The organism is Pseudomonas sp. HD57-3 (assembly GCF_056113135.1).
In genome coordinates, this window is record NZ_CM148568.1 from 3,475,328 (window position 1) to 3,497,563 (window position 22,236).

10 protein-coding genes are annotated in these 22,236 nt (G+C 60.1%); all 10 read right to left on the reverse strand.

All coding sequences use genetic code 11. The annotated features are described in order from the left end of the window. Nucleotides 1–2: 2 nt before the first annotated feature. Nucleotides 3–2,099, reverse strand: a complete 2,097-nt coding sequence (locus tag AC0R79_RS15530; protein WP_474730408.1) for a site-2 protease family protein — start codon at nucleotides 2,097–2,099, stop codon at nucleotides 3–5. Next, nucleotides 2,099–3,445 carry an efflux RND transporter periplasmic adaptor subunit gene (locus AC0R79_RS15535; protein WP_474730409.1) on the reverse strand — a complete coding sequence of 449 codons (1,347 nt, stop codon included), beginning with the start codon at nucleotides 3,443–3,445 and terminating at the stop codon, nucleotides 2,099–2,101. The genes AC0R79_RS15530 and AC0R79_RS15535 overlap by 1 nt, the downstream gene beginning before the upstream one ends. Then, the gene (locus AC0R79_RS15540; protein WP_474730411.1) at nucleotides 3,442–4,215 is read right to left on the reverse strand and encodes an efflux RND transporter periplasmic adaptor subunit; all 774 of its coding nucleotides are present in this window, start codon (nucleotides 4,213–4,215) and stop codon (nucleotides 3,442–3,444) included. Before AC0R79_RS15540 ends, AC0R79_RS15535 begins: the two co-directional genes overlap by 4 nt. Continuing rightward, nucleotides 4,196–5,734 carry a TolC family protein gene (locus AC0R79_RS15545; RefSeq protein ID WP_474730412.1) on the reverse strand — a complete coding sequence of 513 codons (1,539 nt, stop codon included), beginning with the start codon at nucleotides 5,732–5,734 and terminating at the stop codon, nucleotides 4,196–4,198. Before AC0R79_RS15545 ends, AC0R79_RS15540 begins: the two co-directional genes overlap by 20 nt. A gap of 42 nt (nucleotides 5,735–5,776) precedes the next feature. After that, the gene (locus AC0R79_RS15550) at nucleotides 5,777–17,092 is read right to left on the reverse strand and encodes a VCBS domain-containing protein (RefSeq protein ID WP_474730414.1); all 11,316 of its coding nucleotides are present in this window, start codon (nucleotides 17,090–17,092) and stop codon (nucleotides 5,777–5,779) included. Nucleotides 17,093–17,249: 157 nt separating this feature from the next. Further along, nucleotides 17,250–18,476 (reverse strand): OmpP1/FadL family transporter, encoded by a 1,227-nt coding sequence (locus AC0R79_RS15555; RefSeq protein ID WP_474735120.1) that lies wholly within the window; start codon nucleotides 18,474–18,476, stop codon nucleotides 17,250–17,252. 117 nt (nucleotides 18,477–18,593) lie between these two features. Then, nucleotides 18,594–19,148 (reverse strand): PqiC family protein, encoded by a 555-nt coding sequence (locus tag AC0R79_RS15560; RefSeq protein WP_474730416.1) that lies wholly within the window; start codon nucleotides 19,146–19,148, stop codon nucleotides 18,594–18,596. A 17-nt stretch (nucleotides 19,149–19,165) separates the two neighbouring features. Continuing rightward, on the reverse strand, nucleotides 19,166–20,821 hold the full coding sequence (locus AC0R79_RS15565; RefSeq protein ID WP_085745674.1) for a PqiB family protein: 1,656 nt from the start codon (nucleotides 20,819–20,821) through the stop codon (nucleotides 19,166–19,168). After that, the gene (locus AC0R79_RS15570; protein WP_085745675.1) at nucleotides 20,802–21,452 is read right to left on the reverse strand and encodes a paraquat-inducible protein A; all 651 of its coding nucleotides are present in this window, start codon (nucleotides 21,450–21,452) and stop codon (nucleotides 20,802–20,804) included. The genes AC0R79_RS15565 and AC0R79_RS15570 overlap by 20 nt, the downstream gene beginning before the upstream one ends. Continuing rightward, nucleotides 21,449–22,045, reverse strand: coding sequence for a paraquat-inducible protein A (locus AC0R79_RS15575; protein ID WP_085745676.1), 597 nt, complete (start codon nucleotides 22,043–22,045; stop codon nucleotides 21,449–21,451). Before AC0R79_RS15575 ends, AC0R79_RS15570 begins: the two co-directional genes overlap by 4 nt. Nucleotides 22,046–22,236: the final 191 nt, after the last annotated feature.

Sequence of the window (22,236 nt, forward strand, 5' to 3'; positions counted from 1 at the left end):
AGTCAGAAACCACTTTCGCGCAGCAACACCGCCAACACATGGGTCGCACCGTCGCCCAGCAAACTGCGCCGTTTGCCCTCGATCTTCAAATGCCCCCGTGTCTCGCGCAGATTCGGCACTGGCTCGTCCAGTTGAATCAACACCTGAAACAGCGCACTGCTGGGAATCAGCGAGTGTTCGGCATTGGTCGTCGGCACCGGGCCGCCGAAGCGTGAAGACAGCATTCGGTGCGCCAACTGACTGGCACGGGTGCTGCCGATCTGCACGACTCGACCGAATCGCGGCGTGGTCTGGCCGTCCGGGTAGAAGCGCACGTGATCACCGGTGGATATGCGGTGTACCTGATCCTGTGCAACATACGCGTCGACCTGCCAACTGCGCGGATCGATCAGCATGCCCAGCGGCTCCTGCCTACCGATCCATTGCCCCGGCTTCCAGTCTGGATTGACGTCCAGCCACATGCCGGCAAACGGTGTCTGCAAGTTCAGCCGGGCGATTTCCGAGCGGGCGGCGCGGGCCTCTTCGAATTGCACGTTGAGGCGCTGGCGGGTCACGGCGTCTTCAGCAAGACCACCGGGGTCGGCGATCAGCCCGGACAGCCGAGCCTCGTAGCTACGGGCGCTCGCTTCGCTGGTTTGCAGACGCGAGGCGATGTCCGGCTCATCAAGGGTGATCAGGGTTTCCCCGGCCTTGACCGGGCCGTCCGGGTGAATTGATTGCAGGCGTGCCGGATAGGGCGCATACACACGCAACTGGTGTTCGGCACGGGCCACGCCGACCGCATCGATCTGCGTACGCCAGGGGATCGCCAGAACGACCAGAATCGTCAGCAGCACGGTATAAAACGCCACTTTGCGGCGGTTCGGAATCACCGCGCGGTTTTTCCACCAATGACCCAGCTCGCGCATTACCGGCATCGCGATAAACCACGACAGTTCGACCATGAACAGGAAAATCCCCAAAATCTTGAAGAAAAAAAGATAGACCGCCAGCGCTATCCCCAGAAACAGCACCAGCCGATACAGCCAGGTAATGATCGCGAAGGTCACCAGCAAACGTCGTTGACCGGTCGGAAGTGTCTCTGGCCAATCTTCCTGCAAACCCAGCAGATTGCGCCGCAGCGTCACCCGCGCAAGCGCTGAGGCGCGTTCGTGCAGGTTGGGAAAATCCAGCAGGTCGGAGAGGATGAAGTAACCGTCGAAACGCATGAACGGACTGGCATTCAGCGCCAGTGACAGCAGCCAACTGGTGGTCGCCAGATACAGCAGGGCATTGCGCAACGCGCCGGGATCGCACAATGCCCAACCCAGGGTCGACAACCCGGCCAGCGACAGTTCGGTGACAATCCCCGCCGAAGCAATCGCCAGGCGTTGCCGCGAGCGACTGAGTTTCCAGCTCTCGCCGGTGTCGGTGTAAAGCATCGGCCACATCACCACAAACGCTATGCCCATGTGTCCGACGCGCAGCCCCAGGCGCGTGGCGACCAGGGCATGGCCGAGTTCATGCAGGGTTTTCGCGACGATCAGCGCCAGGGCAAAACTGAACAAGCCTTCGGTGGAAAACGACTCGACCACGGCACTGGTGAACACGTCCCACTGCTGCAACACCAGGATGATCCCGAGCAGGCTCAGGCTCAGCACCGTAATCCCGGTCAGTGGATGAAACAGCCAATCCAGCATCCGCGCCAGGTATTGCAACGGTCGTTGCGGGCGCAGCAGCGGGATGCGGAAAAACAGGTAGTGGTGCAACCACCAGCGCCACGTCAGCCAACCGCCTTCTTCGCTTTTACTCTTCAGCCGCTCCAGCGCGGCAGGGCCGGCGCGCAACAACTGGTGTTGTTCGAGAAACTGGCGGAAGTCGAGCACCTGTTCGACATCCGGTTTCAGCGCAGTGCCCTCGGCGATCTGCTCGCTGATTTTGCGTGGCGACTGGCCCCAGCGCAGCAGGCATTCGAATTCCAGCCAGCCAATCCGGTAGAAGCGGTTGATCACCGTGTCCTGAATCACCCACGCCGGTTCGCCAGTGCTGCCATGGGCCGCTTCGCTCAGGCGCAAGTCTTCGCGCAGGGGCGGCACGGGCAGATCGGCCGGATCGAGCATTACCAGCCACTCCAGGCACGCAGCGTCGCCAGCGGTCGGCGCAGCAGGTAATAACCGAGCATCACCCGCCCGCCGTAGATTTTCGCCGTGCCGTGCAGGCCGAGTCGCGCATGTTCCGGTGCGCCGTCGATGCTGGCGAGCAGGCGATAAGCGACCACACCTTCGTCGCTGGGCCGCGCCTGATAACTGGTTTCGAGGATCTGCCCCTTGAGCGGCGTCAGCGGGTACGCGGTGAGGAACAAGGTGACCTCGGCGCCCGGTTCCAAAGCGATCGCATCGGCGACGGCCAATTGAAGGAGCATGGCCGGTTGCGTCGGGTCGGCCACTTGCATGATGCGTTCGCCAGTCACCACCGGCTTGCCCAGCCAGTCGTTGGGGTCGCTGAACACGGCGACACCGCCTCGAGGAGCCAGCACTTGCGTACGTTTCAGTTGCGCCTGCACCGCCGCCAGTTCCGCCCGCCGTTGCTGAGCGCGACCGGTCAACAACGTTAGCTCACTCTTGCTTTGCGGGTTGTCGAACGCCCGTTGGCTGGCCGCCTGCAACTCGGCATCGGCGACCGCAACTTCCTTGCCGAGCACTTCGGCGCGGCTGCGAAGGGTGGTTTCATCGAGCGAGAACAGCGCTGTCCCGGCATCGACGGGTTGATTCGGACGCACCTGAATCTTTTCGATCACGCCATCAATCGGCGAGCTGATGATCTGCGCCTGCCGCGAGACGATTTCCGTCGGTGCCAATGCCGTTTGCCGCACCGGCAACAACAGCAGTGCAGCGAGCACAATCGCTACCAGCAGCAGTTGCTTGCGATTCGGCCGCCAGCGACTGAAACGCTTGCGCCGGGTCAGCGCCGACCAGCAATACCCCCACGTCGCCACCAACCCTTTGAGGTGTTGCCACAACACGGCCGGCGGTTCCTGCTCCAGCAAGATGATCAACAGGCCCAATCGTTGATTGTCACGATCCTGCACCGGCACGCACCACAGCCCCGACGGCCACCATTCGTTCCAGCCTTCGGCAATGTCTGCTGGTGGATTGGCGCTGTCCTGAGCGATCCATACCGGCTCGGCGTCTGGCACCCGCGCCGCGACCCAGCGACTGGCGCGGCGCAGCCAGACCAGATACGGCGAATCCTCACTGGGCCGTGACAAGCCCGAGACATTGAGCAATTCCAGTGAGGATTCGCGCTGGGCGAATACCAGGGCCTGATGAAACTGCAGCAGCGGGTAGAGATCGTTGGCCATGCTGAACGCCAGGTTGTTCAGCGAGTCGGCGGCCATGGCTTTGTCTCGCAGCGCGTCGAGTTCGAGCAGCAGGTGAGGGTGCGGCAGCGGCTCATTCATCGTCATGGGCGTGCGTCTTGGTCGAAATGCGCGGTGCCGCTCATGCCAGCCATCAGGTCGGGGTACTTGTTGTCGAGCCGAGCTTCCAGTTCGACGGTTTGCGCCACCGCATCGACCCGAGAGTTGATACCGCTGACATGGGCCGGGTAGGTCTTGCCGGTTTCGTGGATGCTGACTTGCAGCGGCAAGCCGGGTTTGAGGTCTTTGAGCAGATTGGACGGCACGTTCAGGCGCACTTTCAGGGCACCATCGCTCACCAGATCGAACAGCGGCGTGCCCGCCGTGACGGTTTGATACGGTTTCACGTAAACCTTGGCCACACGTCCGGAAAACGGCGCAAGCACTTGACAGTAACTGCTTTGAGCCGCGCCCATGGCCCGCGCGCCATCGGCCTTCTGCACTTCGGTGTTGGCCATCGAAACTTCGATATCGCCCACCGCGTTGAGCTGGCGCAATTGCTGTTTGGCCTGAAGGTTTTGTTTGGCCATGGCCAGTTCTGCCGCTGCAACTTTCGCGCGCGCTTCGGCCTCGTTGCAATTGAAGCGAGCGAGCAATTGGGCCTTGGCGACCGGTTCACCGAAACCGGCTTTCAATTCGCCCAATGTGCCGGCCATTTGGCTGGACAGGGTGGTTTCCAGTTCGGCGGCCAGCAGTACACGAATCGCACTGGCACTTTCCAGCGCCGGGGCTTGCGCATTGTCTTGAGCGTGGACGGACAAGATGAGACTGGCCAACAACAGGGCCCCGAAACGGGGCTCAAGGGCGATTTTGCGCATTCGGCGTTCCTTGCGAAGTGGCAGCGAGCAGACGTTGTTGTTCTTGTTCATTCAAGGTGCGTTGGATTTCCCGGGCCAGGGTCTTGATGTCGTGTTGCGAGATTTCCTTTGGCAATACGTCCAGGCCCACCGAGTTGTACATCCGCCCCCATGCAGCTTGAGCACTGGAGAACGCCGCTTCACGCTGATAACGCGAGAGCAGATAACGGCCTTCAGAGCGGATGACTTCCAGTTCCGAGCCCAAAGCGCCGGTTTTCGCCGCTTGTGCGTAGTCGAGCAGGCTGCGATCGACGCGCAGGCTGTCTTCGGCAAACTCGACTTCCTGACGAGCCAGTTGATAGCGCAAGGTGCCGACGCGCACCTGCGTGAGAATTGCCATCGACAGCGCCACTCGGCGGGTGTCGTCGGTTTCGCTCTGGGATTTTTCTGCGGCGTTCAACGACGGCAATTGCAGCAGCCGAATGAGGTTCATCGACACTTGCAAACCGGTACTCATCCAGTCGTTGTTGTAGAGGTACTTGTTGGAGTCGTACTTGTAGCCGAAATCGACGCTGACGTTCGGCCACAGCTGAGCCTTGGCAATTTCCAGATCCTTTTGGTTGACGCGTTTGCGATACCACTCTTCCATGATTTCCGGGCGGTTTTCCAGCGACAACTGTTCCAGCCGCGCCATGCTCTGGCGAACTTCCGGCAGCGGTGGATCGGGCATGTCGGCGAGGATCATTTTCGAGCCAGGGGGCAGCGACATCAGCGCCGACAGCTCGGCCTGGGCGAATTCCAGATCCTGGCGGCGCACGGTCAGCAGATAGATCGAGTCGAGAAGGGCGCGTTGATAGGCGAGGATTTCCTGGCGCGGCAGCAAGCCACGGGTTTCGGCTTCGCGGGCCGAGGTCAGGGCGGTATGGGTGCGCATCAGAAGTTTGTCGACTTCCGGCATCAAACGCTGGGCGCCGAGTGCGCGCCAATAGGCGTTGCGTACGTCCTGCAGAACGTTCTGCGCGACTTTGCGCCGGCGTTCTTCAGCCATCAGGATCTGATCGGATTTCTGTTGTGTGCGGTAATAGGCAACGCCGAAATCCAGAAGGCTCCAACTCAAACCCAGGCCATAGACTTCACGATAACGTTCTTCCGAGGTCGACGGACGCAAGCTGACCTGGCGGTCTTCGATGCCGATCGAGGTGCCACCGGAATCGTTATCACGTCCGGCATACCCGGCCGAGGCGACCAGACGCGGGAGCATTTCATGGCTGGAGACATCGCGCAGGTCTGAAGCCAATGCGCTTTCCATGAGTTTGAGGCGGTAGTCCAGGTTGTATTTCAGCGCCCGCGCCGCCGCTTCGTAAAAGGTGATCGGCGCGGTTACCGGCTCTTGGCCTGAATACATGCGTGACTGGTCAGCGATGATGCGCTGGCGGTTTTCTTCATCGGTGGAGGGTTTGGGCTCCGTTGAAGAGCAAGCACTGAGCAACAGTGCAGAAGCGATGGCGGTACTGAGAAGCCGGGTCGCATGTATACGCATGTTCATTCCTTTGCATTCTTGGAATTTTTCAGTTCGGCGGCGCTATCGTGGCGAGCGCCGCTGCGCTGCATCACGCAATTGCGCGCTGAAGCCCTTGGCCCGTGGTTTTTCCTGTTGGTTTTCAGCGTGTGCCGGACTGTGCGTCAGGTCGGCCGGGTTCAAGGTGAACAACGACGGATCGCTCAACAGCCCATCGGCACTCAACCCGGTACGGCCTTGACGCCCCTGAATCCACAGAAAATCCAGTTCGCTTTCCAGGCGACTGGTACGCACCGCTTGCTGGACGAATTGCCCCGGTACCAGCCCCAGACCATTGCCCACCGACTCACTGGTGAACTCACCGACCGCCGCCAGACGCAGGTTGCTGCCATCGACGCCCCAGGCCGACAGCTCGGAGATTTGCGCCTCACGCTCAACCACTGGCGTGACGAAAACCGCCGGTTGTGGATCGGGGATGAGGAAGTTGCCGTTGAGGGTGTTCGGGTCGCGCTCGAAGTTGTTGCCACCCGGCGCCGGAATGAACGGCGTGGCGATGTCGAGGGTGATCGTCAGTTCAGCCTGATCGCTGGCGCCGCTGCGGTCATTGATGGTGTAGGTGAACACGTCCCGCAGGATCTGCCCGAGACCGGCGGCGGCCAGCACTGCCGGGTTGTTCTGATCGATGGTGTAGGTGTAGCTGCCGTCGGCGTTCAACACCAGCGTGCCGTAGAGGCCAATGATCGGCTGGCCGATCACACCCGCAGTCCCTGACCCCGCCTCGGCGCCGGTGCGGATCCCGACCACCACCAGGATGTCGTTGCCGTCAACGTCGCGGTCATTGGGCAACACGTTACCGGTGGTTTGCGGGGCAGGAGACTGGTCGCTGGCAAAACCGCTGTCGTTCTGCGCCAGCGGTGCGTCATTGGCGCCTTGAATAACCACGGTCAGCCGCGCATCCGAAGTCGCGCCGGCAGTGTCGACCATGCGATAGGTGAAGGTTTCGCTGAGGGTTTCACCTGCCGTGCGCAATGCCTGCACCACGGGATTATTGTTGTCGATAACGTAGGTGTAGCTGCCATCGGCATTCAGTGTCAGTTGCCCATAGAGGCCGATCAGCACTTGCCCGGCACCTGCTGACTGACCGGCCTGATTGCTGACGCTTTGCACCTGTTTGCTTTCGCCATTGACGACGCTGTCGACGTCGTTGTCGTTGTCCAGCACGTTGCCATTGGCGTTGCTGCCCGGCGTGCCGTTGTTGACACCCCCGGCTTCAACCGCCGTGGCGCTGTCATCAGCGGCGACCGGGGTGTCGTTGCGACCGTCGACAGTGATGCGCAATTCGGCGGTGCTGGTGGCGCCCCAGCGGTCGACGATGGTGTAGGTGAATACTTCATTCAGGGTCTGGCCGCTCTGGCGCAAGGCCTGGACGGCGGCCAGATTGTTGTCGACAGTGTAAGTGTAGCTGCCGTCGGCGTTGATCAGCAGGTCGCCATACAAGCCGCGCAACGACGTGCCGACGCTGCCCACTGTACCGATGTCGCTGGCGGTGCCTGCGTGAATGCCAATCACCGACAGCGGATCACTCTCAGCGTCGGTATCGTTGTCTAGCACATTGCCGCCGGGGTTGAGTCCGGGTTGATCGTTGTTGGTACCACCGGCTTCGATGGCGGTGGCCGTGTCGCCATTGGCCACCGGCGCCAAGTTGCGCCCACGAATGATGATGTGGATTTCCGCCAGATCGTTTTGCCCGCCACGGTCGCTGACCTGATAGGTGAAGCGCTCGTTGAGAAATTGCAGTGGGCCGAGGGCCAGAACCGCCGGATTGCTCGAGTCGAGGTTGTAGGTGAAGCTGCCATCGGCACCGATGATCAATTGCCCGTAAAGGCCATCGATCAGTGTGCCGTTGCTGTTGTTGGTGCCGGCCGTGATCCCGGCCAGACTGCCGCCGGCGTCTTCCGTGCCGAAACGAATGCCGGTGACCGTCTTGCTGTCCCCCTGGTCAACGTCGGTGTCATTGGGCAGCACGTTGCCGCTAGGGTTGACGCCGTTGCCCTTGCCGTTATCTGCCACGGCCAGGACGGTATCGTTGGCCGCGACCGGCGCATCCCAGGCACCGTCGATTCGAATGCTCAGTTGCGCGGTGTCGGTGGCCCCGGCGATGTCGCGCAGGCGGTAGGTGAAGGTTTCCACCAGCGAATCGCCGAGCTTCAGCGCCTGCACTGCCGCGAGGTTGTTATTGACCACGTAGTTGTAAGTGCCGTCGGTATTGAGGGTGAGGGTGCCGTACAAACCGTTGAAGGTTTGCGCGCCGACGACGTTGATAAAGGCGCCACCCGCCGCTTCGTTGCCCGTGCGGATACCGGTGACCAGTTTGGCGTCGTTGGCATCGACATCGTTGTCGTTGTTCAGCACATTTCCGCTTGGATTGACCCCGGGCGTGCCGTTGAACGTTCCACCGGCCTCGACCGCCACCGCGCTGTCGTCACTGGCGATCGGATTGTCGTTGGCCCCGCGCACGGTGATGGTCAGCGTCGCACTGCTGGTGGCGCCGGCCAGGTCGCGGATCCGATAGGTAAAGGTTTCCGTGAGGGTGTCGGCATTGCTGCGCAGTGCCTGGACCTGCGGATTTAGATTGTCGACCACGTAGCTGTAACTGCCATCGGCATTCAGGGTGAGAACGCCATAGGTGCCATTGAAACCGCTACCGATCAGGCCCACCGACAAGCCCTGACTGACGCCGATAACACTGAGCACTTCGCCGTTGCCGTCAACATCGCTGTCATTGCTCAGCACATTGCCGGTCGGATCAGTGCCCGGCGTAGTGTTGTTCAAGCCGCCGGCCTCAATTGCAGTGTTGCTGTCGTTCTGAGCGATCGGGGTGTCGTTGCGCCCCTGAATCGTGATGTTCAGCGTGGCGCGATCGCTCGCGCCGGCGGCGTCGATCACCTCGTAGCTGAACGCATCGAGCAACGTATCGCCGGCGCGCAAGGCCTGCACGGCGGCCATACTGTTGTCCAGGCGATAGCTGTAGCTGCCGTCGGCATTCAGTGTCAGCCAGCCGTATGAACCGCGCAGCTCAGTGCCCAAAGTGCCGGCAGTTCCGGTGCCGGACTCTGTACCGGTGCGCACCGAGGACACAGTGCGGGTTTCACCATAATCGTAATTGGGCAGGTCGCCGGGCACTTCGCCGCCGTCGACGTCGGTGTCGTTATCCAGCACGTTGCCAGTAGGATCCTGACCGGGCTGGCTGTTGTTCAAACCGCCGGCCTCAATGGCCACGCCTGAGTCGTCGTTGGCCTGTGGGTTGTCGTTCTGCCCGCGAATCAGCACGATGATTTCGGCGGTGTCGGTTTCCGGAGTGGCGCCGACGCCATCGCTGACGGTGTAGGTGAAACGCTCGGAAAGCAGATCCACGCTGCGGCGCAGGGCCTGAACGTCAGGGTTGCTGTTGTCGACCTCATAGACATAACTGCCGTCGGGGAAAATCGTCAGCGTGCCGTACAGTCCGGCAATCACCGTACCGCCGACATTCACCGCGATCGGCGTTCCCGGATCGCCGCTCGCGCCGGACTTGATCAGCGTGACAGTCAAAGGGTCGCCATCGGGATCGGTGTCATTGGCCGTGACGTCACCCGAAGGATTGACGCCCGGCGTCAGGTTGTTGATCCCGCCGGCTTCGGTGGCGATAGCGACGACGTTTTGCGCCACCGGTGGATCGTTGACGCCGTGCACGGTAATCACCAGTTGCGCGGTGTCGGTCAGGCCGGTGGTGTCGGTCACGCGGTAAGTGAAAAACTCGGTCAAAGTCTGCCCCGGCGTCAAGGCCTGGACCGCCGCATTGGTGCTATCGACGTCATAGAAAAACGAGCCATCTGCGCCGATGCGCAAGGTGCCGTAGAGACCGACCACCACGGTGCCGTTGGCTGAGGTGGTACCGGTGGCCACGCCACTGAGCACGTCGACGGCCGGGTTGTAACTGGCTTCGCTTTTGTTGATTACACCATTGACCTGCAATTGGCTGCTCGGCTGGTCATTGGCGTCGACGTCCTGATCGACACCATTGCCACCGGGTTGGGTGATTGGCCCGGGGCGGCTGGGGAACTGAATCACGTTGCCGCTCGGATTGCTTTCCGAGGCGTTGCCATTAGTCGACGCGGCTTGTGCTGACGCCGCATCATCGCTGGCCACCGGGTTGTCGTTGGCGCCCTGGATGACGATGCGCAATTGCGCGACATCATCCAGACCGCCGGTATCGGTCAGGCGATAGCTGAAGAACTCGACCAATTGTTGACCAGCGCTGAGCCGCTGAACTGTTGCATTGCTGTTGTTGACCACATAGCTGTAGGTGCCATCGGGATTTATGGTCAAGGTGCCGTAGAGCCCGGCAATGGCCGTTGCGCCGCTGACGGCAGTGAAATTGCCGGCGCCGGCTTCGGCGACCGCTCGGATACCGGTCACGGTGCGGGTTTCCCCATTGGCCGCGCTGTCGACGTCCTGATCATTACTCAACACATTACCGGTGGCATCGCTGCCCGGCGTGCCGTTGTTGACCCCACCGGCCTCGATGGCGACTCCGTCATCGTCAATACCCTGCGGCGTGTCGTTGGCACCTTGAAGGGTGACGGTCAGTGTTGCTGTCGAGGTGGCCCCGGCAAGGTCCGCGAGGACGTAATTGAAGTTGTCCTGCAAGGTCTGGCCCGACACGCGCAAGGCCTGCACGGCTGCGTTGTTGTTATCGACGACATATTGATAGGAGCCGTTGCTGCCAATCACCAACTGACCGTACAGGCCATTGATCACGGTGACGCCGAGTACTGGCGTCTGAATGCCGGCGCCAGGGCCGACCGACACCACATGCAGTTGATCGGCGTTGGTGGCGATGTCAACGTCGGTGTCGTTGCTCAGCACATTGCCGCGTGGGTCGATACCGGCGGAGGCGTTGTTGGTGCCGCCAGCCTCCAACGCCGTGGCGCTGTCGTTGACACCCACTGGGTTGTCATTCACCGCGTCGAGGATGATTTGCAGGCTGTCAGTGTCCGTCAGCGCATCTCCGGCCGTACCCGGGAGACCGTCGCCGTCGGCATCGCCGTAGTTGCCACGATCGTTGCTCAGCACCGTCAGGGTGTCGGTGCCATTGAAGTCGGCATTACCCAGATAACGCAGGCCGGCCAGCGCGGTGTTGATGTCGGCGAGGTTGCCGGTCAGGGTCATGCTCGCGGTATTAGACCCGCTGACCGTGACACCCGGCACGGTCGCGCCGAGGAACAGTGTCCCGTGAGTGACCGTGAGAATAACGCTGATGGCGCGGTCGTTGACGTTCGGATCACGGTTGGCATCAGGATCAGCGACGCTGATACCGCCGATAGCCAGCACCACATCTTCCTGGCCATTTTGTGTGCCGGGGAGGGTGTTGACCGGGGCGTCGTTCTGTTCGACGTAACCGGCATTGGCGCTTTGCGTATCGGCGTCGCCCAACGTGATAGTGATCTGGCCAAGGGTGCCGGCATCACTGTCAACCCGTACGCGCAGATCACCCACCGGTTGCGGATAACTGACCAGCCCCGCCGGCACGTCAATACGAAACACGCCCAGCGGCAAGACGCCGAAGTGGTACTGACCGTTGGCATCGGTCGTGGTGCTGAATTGCAGGTTGTCGGCGCTGGTGTCGAGGCGTCCGTCGGCCCCGGCCCAGGTCAGGGTCACGGTTTGCCCGGCCAGACCGGGGCCGTCTGGCGTAGCGCTGGCAGTTGGACTGGTAGTGTCGTTCCACAGGGTGCCGGTGATCACGCCGAGACCGGCGGTGTCGCGCAAAATGTACTGGTTCGGGCCGACGGCGCTGCCATCGCGTTCACCGGTGGTGGTGCCATCGACCCCGACGCTGTTGCCGCCCCAACTGGTGAAGTCTTCAGGCAGGCTGCTCCAGGTCAATGTCGCATTGCTGCTGGCGACAATGCTCGAGTTCGGCAGATCGACCGAATAGCGCACCTGAATCTGCGCGCCGACATCCAATTGATCGAAGTTGACGCTCAAACCGCCGCTGGTGCTGAAGCTGATCCCCGCCGGCAGGTTGCCCGGGCCGTAACTGACGCCGTTGATGCTGACGCTGAGCAAGGTGTAATTGCTGCCGCCGGCAAAGCCGTCGCTGACGCGCGCATCGAACGCCGGCAGACCGCCATTCTGGATAAAGCTCAGTTGCACGGTGGCGTTGCCGGTACTGCCGGCGGGATTGGGGTTGAACGCGACGATCTGCTTGTCGAGGCCGCTGAAGTTCGGCTCGACCACACGTTCGAACACCGTGTCACTGACCGCACGCCCGGCACCGTTGACGATTTCCCTTGCAGTCACCGCCAGTTGCGCGCCGGCAATGTTGGCGGCGATGTTGGTTACGCGCACGTTGAATTCGATCGAGATGCCTTCCAGATCATCGTCGTTTCCATTTCCGTTGACCACGTTACCGAGATTGAAAGTCACTACCTGGGTGCCATCGGGGTTGGTGACGACGGACAGCCGGCTCGAGTCGAAAATGCCTTGCGGCGCCAGACCTGACAGGTCGGCGGTGATCGGCAGGGCTTCGGGGCTGTTTTCGTTGCCGTCGATGTTCAGCGTGCCACCGACGATCAGGTTGGCATCACTGATCAGCCCTCCGTTGGAGATGAACGCGATGCGCAAGGCATTGACCAGCGCGTCCGGCGAGATGAACTGCAAGCCGTTGGCCAGGGTGATCTGCACTTGATAGTTGGGGTTGTTGCCTTCTGGCACCAGCACCACCACGCGGTAGCGAATCACTTCGCCGACGGTCACCTGTTCGATGGCAGCGGTGGTAGGCGAGGGCGCGGCGGTGTCTGGCAAACCGCCGACACGGGAGATCTGAATGGCCTGCGCCACGGGAATCAGCAGAGTCGACAGGTTGCGGTAATCATTGAGGGTGCCGCCATTGAGCGCGCCGTCGACGCCGGTTCGTTCGCCACTATTGCCACCGTCGAGGCTGGTCCATTGCACGCTCGCCACGTTGGCAATATTCGACAGGGCCGCAGCGCTGGCGTTGACGATGCCGCTAAGCTGCAAAACGATGCTGCCGCCCTTGGCAATATCGATATTGGCGCCGCTGGCGGTGCGCAACTGGCCGCCGACGATTTCGAAGGCAACACCGCCGTTGTTGGTCGCACCGTTCTGATACAGCACGCCGACCAGCGTGACGTTGCTGAGTTGGGTCGGCAGGGTGTCGAGGAAAGTGATGTCGAACGCACTGAAGTCGGTGCTGCCGTTGCCGTTGCTAAGGGTGATATTGAAAGTCACCGTATCGCCCTGGTCATAACCGCCCAGACCCGAAGTCGAGGTGATGACCTGATTGATCTGCAGTGTCGGTTCGCGCAGGGTCACGGTGGGCTGACCGCCGCTCAGGGCAACGTTGCGGTCCAGCGCGACGGTACCGTTTGGCGTGTCACCATCCGGGTCACTGAAAATCAGTTGTGCGTTGTTCTGCAGTGAGACGTTCGCCTGGTTGGCAATGACGTTGCTGGCCACCAGTTGCAGACGAATCACGAAGGTGTTGTTACCGGTCTGGTTGTCCGCTGACACGCTCGAGACGCTGAAGGTCCAACGCCCATCCACACCGTCGCCCCCCAGTGCGCCGCCAATCCCGGCGAAACCGCTAACCAGTACGCTTCCAGCGAAATCCGCGCCGAGAGCGCCACTGCCGGCGCGGGTGGTGATGATCTGATAGCCGAGGCCACCGTTGAAACTGGTGTCCAGACGCATCCCCGGCGGGATCAGGTCTTCGATGCGCAGGTTTTGTGTGGTCCCTTCGGGCAAGGTGATCACGATGTCGTAGCGCATGCTTTCGCCGACCACCAGATCGCTGCCGTTGGTGTGACTGGCGCTGGAGTCGCCATTGTCCAGTGTACCGTCGGCAAAGACCTTGCTAATGACCGGCGCGGCAATCTGCTGGCTGGCCAGGTCTGTGAGGTCGGTGGGGGTGAAATCGCTGCCGCCGTTGACGCTGGCGTAATTGCTCAGAGTGGCGGTGGATTGCAGGCTACGGCTGGCCTCGATCGTCGCACTGACCACTACGTCATAACTGATTATCACAACGTTGGCACCGCTGGTATCGGCTGCCGTACCGCTGCGCCCTGCCAACAGACTGGCTTGGCCGCCGGCGTCAAGGAAGGTGATCTGATTGCCGCTGACGCTGTAGTCGGTACCGAGCACCAGCAAGGTGCCGTCGCCGCGATAAATCTGCAGGTTGGCCGCCGCCAGACTGCCACCGACGAAGCTCAAGCCAGAGGGCAGGGTGATGCTGGTGCTGACGTCAAACGCGCCGCCACCACCGCTGTTCTCAATGGCCGTGACCAAACGCAAACGGTCGGCGCCGTCGATATTGCTGATGTTGCCGTCGACTGCCGAGAGGTCGGTGACACTGCCGTTGAACGGTTTGCCCGCGGTCCCTGGTGGATTCCAGCTACCGGAAGTACCGGTCACCGTGCCGTTGGAGCCGGACACCACGCCGTGCTTGATATTGAGCACCGGTTCGGCGACCGACACGATCGCAACGACGTCAGAGGAAATCAGCGTGCGGTCGGTGAGGGTGGTCTGCTGGCTCGATTGCGCGAGGACGTCAAGCGAACGCTGGTCGGCAAACGGCTGGTCCCCGACCCTGACCGTGAAGCGAATAACGATGCGGCTGCCGGTGGTGGTGTTGGTGGCAAAGCTGCCGAAATCGAACACCACCGAATTGCCGTCGGCGCTGGTGACGCTGACCACGCCACCGGCATTGGTATTGCCTGCGCCCAGCTCCCATTGGCCGACATCACTGCCCGAGCCCCAGGTAATCGCGCTGACGTTGAATAACGGCAGCGGCAGGTACGCGGTGAGTTTGAACTGCTCGTAATCGCCGGTGACCAGGTCGTAACTCAGCTCGAAGGTCACTTCATCGCCGGGGCGCAGTTCTCCGTTGCCCGGCGGTGCGCCGTTATTGACCTCGACCAGACTGATATCGACATTGCTGGTGGGAATAACGCTGGTGGTGGCGGAGCCGTCGGTTTCACTCTCGCCCGTCAGGTTGAAACGATCGACCAATAGCGTGCCGTCCACGGTAGCGGTGTTGCCCAGTTCGTCACCTTCGTTGATGTCCGGATGCGGGTTGCCTGAAGGCGGCTTGTAGGTCTGGCCGACGACGGCGGAATAGCTCAACACCGCAACCACGGCGCCCTGCAACGTGTCGTCAAAGGCCAGGTCACCGTTGAGCCAGCCGCGAATGTTGTTGAATGCATTACGCAGCGACTGGGCAATGTCGAACACCATTGACGTGCTGCCATCGGCGTTGTTCACCACGCTGGTGACCAGTGTAATGGTCTGCGCGACGCCGTTGATGGTCACCGTCAGGGTCGGCGTGCCGCTGAAGATCTGACCATCGCTGAGCTGGTCGCGGATGACCAGTTGGCCCTCATTGAAAAAGTCCTTGCCGAAGGCAAAGTAGTCGGAAATTGCCAGGTTCAGGGTGTATTGCAGGGTGTCGCCGGGGCTGATGCCTCTGTGGCCGATGTCGGTCTGCATCGTCGCGGTTTTCAGCAGCGTGATCGATTTGGCGATGAATTGCGTGCCTTGGCCGGTGCCGCTGAAATCAATGGTGGTGTTCGGCGCGGTGAGGTCGCGCGGATCCAGTGGCACCCATTGCCCGGAAGCGGTCGGCGGGCCAAGCGTTACGGTCACGGCGTCACCGGTCACCGGGTTAATCACGGGCTGGCCGTTGGCGTCGACTTCAGGGACGTAGAACGCAACCACGGTGTCGGTCTTGCCAGAAAGGCTGGCGTACTCGACGGTGAACGAATTGATATAAACGTCGTTGGCCGCAATCAGCACAGCGATTTGCGCCGCATTGGTCACCACAGTGCCGTCGTGCAGGGTGATCGAGGTCAGCCGGCCTCCAGCGCCGGGGGTAATCGAGTTGACCTGAATATTGTCTGGCAGGGGCTGAGTAACGACGACGTTGGTCAGCGTCTGGCCGGGCGCGGGCGTCGCCGACAGGGTTAGCGTCCGCACATAGTTGGGGCCGGTGGCAGTTTCACCTTCTGGAGTATTGATGGTTTCGCTGACGGTGATCACCGTCGGGTGCACGACGAAGGCAGCGGTGCCGGCCTGGATCAGGCTCGGATCATTGGTCGGGTTGTCCAGCGCGTCATTACCGAATTCGAAGCCGCCACTGGCGCGAATGGTCAGGTCAGGCGAACCGTTGGAAAACGCCGTGTCGGCAAGATTGCTCAAGCTGGCGGTAACCTGCACACCGATCACCGGCTGCTGGTTGGTGACGCTGGCGAAGGGCAACTCGATCACCACCAGTTTGTCGCCGGCGCGCATGCCGTAGGTGGCAGCGTTGATGATCAGGAGGTTGCCATTGGCGTCTTTCGCCAAGGGATGCGTAGCGTTGCCGTTGGCGTCGAACGTCACCACGTGACTGATCAGGTTTTGCCCCAAGTAGGTGGCTGAAATGAAATTGATGCCGTCGTCGCCATCCTTGCCGGTGACCGGTATCGCCAGATTGATGAATGGCGCGTAACCCACCTGGGTCGAGGTGTTGCTGAAGTTCACGGTAAAAGTGAAGCGGTCACCGAGCAGCACATCGCTGCCACCAGTGGACACCGTGGCGGTCGGTGCCGCATCGGCCAGCAAGCCGTCGAAATGGGCCATGGCGAGGCTGCTGATAGCAATGCTCTTATCGAGGTCACCAACCCGGGTTTCCAGGGTCCAGTCACCGCCGGACTTGCTGCTGCCGGTGTCGTTGCTGGAGGCGCCGACATCGGCGCCAGTCCAGCGCGCCAGCTCGCTGACCAGGGTTTGCCCGGCCGCACCGGCGCCCACATCGCAACCATAGAGCTGAATGTCCGCACCTTGGGTCAGATTGTTACGCCACTGTTCGAGGGTCTTGCCCAGCGAGTCGATGTTGTCTGAGGTGACGGTGCGGTTACCCAAGGTGAATTGTCCGGCGCCGCCATGGGACATGATCTGGATCGAATCGACCTTGCCCAGTTGTGCCAATGCCGCAGAGATCGCCGCCAGACCGTCTTCGCCGACATTCACCACAATCGCTGTGACATTGTCCGGCAACTGCGCGACCAGTTGATCCCTATTTTCAATGCGGCTGTCGATCACCAACAAACTGCGCGCTGCAGACGGTGCTTGCTCGGTATCGGCCCGGCCTTCAGTGGGCGTTGCGTGAGGGACTTGAGCCTCTACCGCAGCCGGCTGGGCGGCAGGATCAGTGTGATGCTGCTCGACCGTCGCTGAGGCTGCAGCACCATCGAACAGGATCCTTGGCTCCAAAGCCAACGACTGACGCTGCGGACGCAGGTGTGCGCCGTAAAATACACCCCGTGAACCATTCATGATCGGCCCTCGTACTACGTGCTGAATCATTCCATTGAATGCCGACGCAGTGCGACGGACACATCAAGCGTAGGAGTAGCTGGCGTCTTTTACCAAGTCATCTGCGGTCATCTGTGCCTTTTTGGGACACACGGCACAGCCACTCTTACCGAATGGTTTAAAACCGCCAGACCAAACCACCACCCAATACATGCAGCGCTGCGTTCTTATACTCGCCGGATACCGTGCCTCCGGAGCGTGATTTGGTCTGTTGCACGTCCATATCCCCCAGGTAGATCAGGGTGTAGCTCATGTGCACGTCCAGGTTTTCTTGCAGCGTGTAGTTGAATCCGGTTGCCAGACGCCATGTCTCATTCATGGGGTTATCGACAGTGCGATCCTTGTCGTCGACGGCGGAAGAGTCATAGGCGGCGCCGATATTCCAGCGCAGCTTGGGGTTGATCTGGTTTTGCGCGCCGACGGAAACATGCCAAGTGTCCTTGTATTGCCGATCGGCAGTGCGCGCGGTCGATGCGGAATCGGTGTCAACCTCGACACCCAACTTGCCGAAATCACTCCAGTCTTGCCAGCCGAGGCTACCCAGCAATGTCCACTGAGGATCGAGCTGGTAAGAAATACTGGTGGTGACTGTCTGAGGAACATTCATGTCGATATTCAGTTGATCGACGTCAATACGGTTCAGCGCGACTCGAAGCAGAGGATTGGTGATGTTTTTCAACTCGGGCCGGTCTTCAAATTCCAGTTTGACCTTGCTGGTCCATGCAATCCCGAGCTTGGTCCTTTCGTTCAGTTTGTAAAGCAAACCGATATTCGCGCCCGTGCCCCAGTCGGTGTCTTTGTAACGTAACTGCCCATCGTCAGCGTTGCCCAGGCCCAGCACGTTGTTATTGACCGCTACTTCAGTGCGGAAGTAGCCCAGCATGAAGCGTGGTCCAAAGCCGATCGACAAATCATCAGAAATTTTATAGGCGTAGGTCGGCTGGAATGAAACGCCGATAATTGCAGACTCTTGAGTGAAATATCGTCCTGCCCAGTCGTCGTCATAGTCCAGTGCCAGACCGAAATTGCCATACATCCCGAAGCCGATAGTCGAACGATCATCAAGTTGATGGCTGACGAAAAAACTACTGCCCGGAAGATACTTCAGTGCATTGCCGCCCTCGTTGCCACTAAAGGTATTGTCTCCGTCACGGGAAAAACTCACGTCACCCAGGATCACTTGGGCATTGAAGTTGACCTGGGTGCCAGCCAACTGACTGATGCCGGCCGGGTTGTTCATCAGCACACTCGGGTCTGTGGCCAGCACTGCCGCCCCGGCGTTCGCAAGGCCCGTGCCCTCGTGGCCTGCTTCATAAATCATGATACCGCCCGCCTGGGCGGACATGCTGCTGAGCAACAAACTTGTAGCACCGAGAAGTGACAGGCCTTCGCGTAGGGAGTTTCTAATGCTGAGCGCCGATCCAGAGCGGCGCAAAATCGTGACGGACATGAGGGTCTCTCCTTACTGGGCGGCAGGGCAACCGTTATTGGGTTTGCTGGCAGTTCGGCCCACCAACGCTGCCAGTCGCTTGACGTTGTTTTGCTGGGCCGCTACCAGATCATCAATGCTGACACCGGATGCGGTTTGCAGGACGCTGCGACAATTCAGCGAAATTGCCGCGTCGGCACTCCGCAAGCGCCAATTGGCGTCCATGAGAGCGTATTGGCCAGGAACCGAATCGAAGCGTTGCACCTCCACGCGCAGTAGCACTTTTCCATTAACGCGGACGTTGTTTAGCTGATCGATCAGTGCACTGCGTAGCTCTTCGGAAAGACTGGCGGCCCACCATTGGGTTTCGAGGATTGCCAGCCCGCTGTCGCCTTGACGAATCACGATCTGCGGCCTGTCGACTTGCGGCGGCACAGTCATGCTTTCAATCTGAATTTCGCTAACGGCAGTGCTGGGAGGACCCGCCGGTTGCGCCGGGGTCAAGGTGTGGAACGAGATTGGATCGCTGCGGCGCGCAGCCAGCAGCAATAGCGTACTGGCCAATCCTGAAATACGTCCTGACTTCATCGGTTTCGCTCCTGCGCTTAGTTACGTGGCGGCCCTTTCAGGTCCAGTGGCGCGGCATTGGCGGGGCGTCCGCGAATCAGCGATTCGGGGTTGCGTCCCAAGTAATCCGAGAGTTCACGCAGAGAGCGCGACATGCGTCCGAGTTCATCAAGTGTTTCAGTCAGTTTTTCCCGCTGCGGCGAGTCTTCAGCCAGCGTCGCATTGGCCGACTGCAAGGTTTTGCTCATGTCGGCAAGCGTGCTCTGTACCCTCGGCAACGTCTTGGCATTGAACTGTGTAAGCCCTTTGCGCAGTTCGGTCAGGTTGCCATCAAGATTGCTGGCAATTCGCTCGACCGGCAGCTTGTTGATCTTGTCGACCATGGCCTGCAATTGCTCTTGCAGCAGTTCCAGGCTGCCAGGCACGGTGGGGATCGCAATCGGCCGTGCGTTGATGTCGAACGCCACCTTCGGCGCCTTTGGAAAGAAATCCAGCGCAATATATAACTGACCAGTGAGCAGGTTGCCGCTACGTGCTTGCGCTCGCAAACCGTTGCCGACAAAGGTGCTGAATATCCGTGCAGTCCCCGCTATGTCCTCCGGGTCGTGTTTCAGCACCTTTAGCAGTTTTGCGTGTGCCTGGCCCAGCCGTTGCGGATAAATCACGATGCCTACATTGACCGGAAAGCTGCGTTTGGCCTCATCAAAATCAAGATTGACCGAGACAACCTTGCCAATCTCGACACCGAGAAACTCGACCGGCGCGTCGACCTTGAGCCCGCGCATCGCCTGATCGAAACGCAAACTGAGGTATTGTGCCTTGCCATTGGGAGGGGCGAGGGCGGCTTCTTGATTCGCGAACAGTTCGAAGTTCTTGTCCTCGCCTGCGGCCGTGTCGTTCGGACTGAACTCGGGCGCCCGAAAAGCAATGCCACCCACCAATAAGGTCGACAGTGATTCGGTTTTCAAAGCGAAACCGTTGGCACCTACATTTACGTCGATACCGCTGGCGTTCCAGAAACGAGTATTCTCGGTGACATAGGCGTCGTTCGGCGTATGAATGAACACTTCAATACTGACGCCTTTACCATCGGGGTCCAGCGCATAAGCCACGACTTGGCCCACCGGTATCTTGCGGTAGTAGACCGGGGAGCCGATGTCCAGGGAGCCGAGATCTTCGGTGTGCAGGGTAAAGCGTTTGCCCGGTTCGCCGTAGGTAATCGGAGGCGGATTTTCCAGCCCCTTGAACGTTTTTGCCCGCGTGTTTGACTGACCGATATCGGCGCCGATGTAGTCGCCGGAAAGCAGGGTGTCGATGCCGGACACGCCACCCGCGCCGATACGGGGTCGCACTACCCAGTATTTGGAGTCTTCGCGAGTGAAGCCTTCTGCCTGTTTGGCCAGTTTGATCGTGGCGTTCACGCTTTTCTGATCGTCGCTCAGACTGACATCCGAGACGTGTCCGATCACCACATTGCGGTACTTGACTTCGGTTTTGTTGGCGGTGAGTCCATCACCTGTTTTAAACGTCAGCGTGATGGTCGGCCCTTCCTGAAGAATGCTGTGAACCACCAGTGAAATGCCTACCAGCACTGCAATGATGGGTACTATCCAGACCAGCGAGACGCCGAATCGACGCGTCTTGAGCGGGGCCTGTCCCGGGGTATGCGGCTTGTCATTGGTGGATGACTTCATCCATGAACTCCCTGTCTTGCCGATTGTGTTGGTCCCAGATAAGGCGCGGGTCGAAACTCATCGCCGAGAGCATGGTGAAGACCACCACCAAGCCAAAAAACAGAATGCCGGCACGTGGTTCGATGTCGGCCAGTGCGTCGAACTTCACCAATGACGCGACCAGTGCCACGACGATGACGTCGAGCATCGACCAATACCCGATGACCTCAACGAACCGGTACAGACGGGAGCGTTCCTTGAGCGCCCATTGGCTGTCGCGCTGAACCGTGACCAGCAGCAGCGTGATCGCGACAAACTTGATACCGGGCACGGCGATACTTGCAATGAAGATGATCAGCGCGATATCCCAGGCTCCGGCCTCCCAGAACTCCAGCACGCCGCTCATGATAGTGCTGTCAGCGCCGTTGCCGACCATTTTGGTATTCATGACCGGCAGCAGATTGGCCGGAACATAGAACGCCAGCGCCGTGAACATATAGGCCCAGGTCCTCGTCAGCGAATCGGGCTTGCGGCGATGCAGGGGAGACCCGCAGCGCTCGCACTCATGGGGTTCGCCCGTCATGTCGCACGCCTGGCCGCAACTGTGGCAAAGACACAAGTTAAGGTCATTGGCATTGGGCGGCATGTTCATAGGATGTCCCACAGTTCGCGGATATCGCGCCCGGCAATGCGGATCATCATCAGGCTCAACACGGCGAGAGCAAACAGGCCAATACCCGGCAACACGTCCAGCAGCCCGGCAAGTTTGATCACCGCGACCATGGCCCCAAGAAGGCAGACCTCAAGCATGCTCCAGGGTCTGAGGGTTTCCAGCCAGCGCATGCAGAAGCGGAAACCGGGGGAACGACGAGATTTCAGCGCAAAGCCCAGCACCCAAACCAGCAGCAGCAACTGGATAATCGGCGCAATGATCATGGCTACTGCGGCTACGAGTGCTATGAAAGTGATCGGTCCAAGGCTCAACGCCACGACAGAATCCCATAGCGTCGCACTGTTTTTCAGACCCTTGAGGCTGATGCTCATCACCGGATAAAAATTGGCGAAAATCCACACCACCAGCGCTGTGAGAGTGAGCGCCAAACGCTGCTCAATCGTCAGTCCGTTATAGCGCTGGAGCACGCCGCCGCAGCGCACGCACCAAGTCTTCTGATTCTTGATGAGCACGCTGCGCTCGTAAACACCGTCGCAGTGCTCGCAAATGATCCATCCCTTGTCATTTCCCATCGGGTACGCTCGGCGGACTTTAGAGACTGGAAAAACTTCAATGAGAATAGAAGTGCTTCAAGGTTCAGCAACTTTTTTTATTTCAGTATCTGATGAAAAGCACGAGATCTACTTCGATTGGCGATCAGAGCAAAAAGTTGAGCTATACATAAACGGCTCGTCTATTGGCTCATCAAAAGCCAGGACGTTTG